Consider the following 1,019-nt stretch of genomic DNA (forward strand, 5'->3'; position numbering starts at 1 on the left):
TCTTTTTCCTCGATTGAGCTGAGTCACTTGTCGGATTGCCAAGAGTTGAGCTGACCGGGATTTCATTATCAGTTTCTGTAGAGACCTGGCTTTCCGTAGGTTTCCTTCTCGAACTGCTTTATAAACTGTTAGAGTCGATGCCTGGTATTACCCAGGGCACCTCTCCTTCAGAACTGTACGTGAAGGTTTCCCCTCATACAGCTCCTAGATATCCTTAGCTTTCGCTTTTGCTCCTGTGGGATTGGGCGCTGTTCTTCTCAGTCTTACCAGTTCCCTTTTGTTCGTTAATGAAAGTGGGTTTCTCTGGTGTCCCTGTTACTGACCAATGTATTTGTTGGTGACAACTCTGATGGACTGCTATTAGATTCTTTTTTGACCAATTGTCGTGGTTTCCATCGACGTGATGGAGGTGTACAGATTCGTCTTCTAGGAATTTCAATCCACAGTGTCCACAGGAATGGTTTTGCTTTTTCAATGCTTCTGAAGTAGCATCGGAGTAAAGGCGAGAGTTCCTTTTACTCCAGTAGACTAGGTCACCGTCATAAGGTGACTTAGTCCCCCTTACGTTGTTGTGTTTGTTTTGTTCGTATCCTACCTTTGGGAATGCTTTGTTGCATAGTTCATTAGCTTTTTGACGATTGACCTTCTTTTCCTTTCGGAATTTACGGTTTGCTGTCTTCTTCATGAACCATAGGCTATCCCTACTGCTGCTCATATCACAGCTTGAGTGGTAATTACGCCATCCACGTACGATGGGGGCTAATTTTTTAGCTTTTACTATTGCACCATAATTCGAGCAGTTGACGACAGTTTTAATCTTCTTCCGTATATTTCGGTGGTTTTCCTCTGAGGGAATGCACTTGAATTTTCCGTTTTTCTGGACTCTAAAATACCAGCCCAGGAGACGAAACCTTAGAATAAAGAAGCCTTAATTAATAATTTTTAACCCTTTTTTGCATAGTCTGTCCCCTGTAAAGGCTTCTTTATTCTTACGGTAACTTCATAGGAAGTTAAATCCG

General features: G+C 42.4%; 1 protein-coding gene and 1 pseudogene. Both read right to left on the reverse strand.

Annotation, left to right across the window (positions count from 1 at the left end; translation table 11 throughout):
* Positions 1-126 (reverse strand): annotated as a pseudogene (locus F6J99_RS45350) (reverse transcriptase N-terminal domain-containing protein); the annotation flags it as partial.
* Between the two features lie 88 nt (positions 127-214).
* A complete protein-coding gene (locus F6J99_RS45355; protein WP_365975557.1) occupies positions 215-919 on the reverse strand; it encodes a group II intron maturase-specific domain-containing protein in 705 nt (234 codons plus the stop codon).
* Between the last annotated feature and the right edge of the window lie 100 nt (positions 920-1,019).

Source organism: Moorena sp. SIO4G3, assembly GCF_010692305.1.
GTDB classification, from domain to species: domain Bacteria; phylum Cyanobacteriota; class Cyanobacteriia; order Cyanobacteriales; family Coleofasciculaceae; genus Moorena; species Moorena producens_A.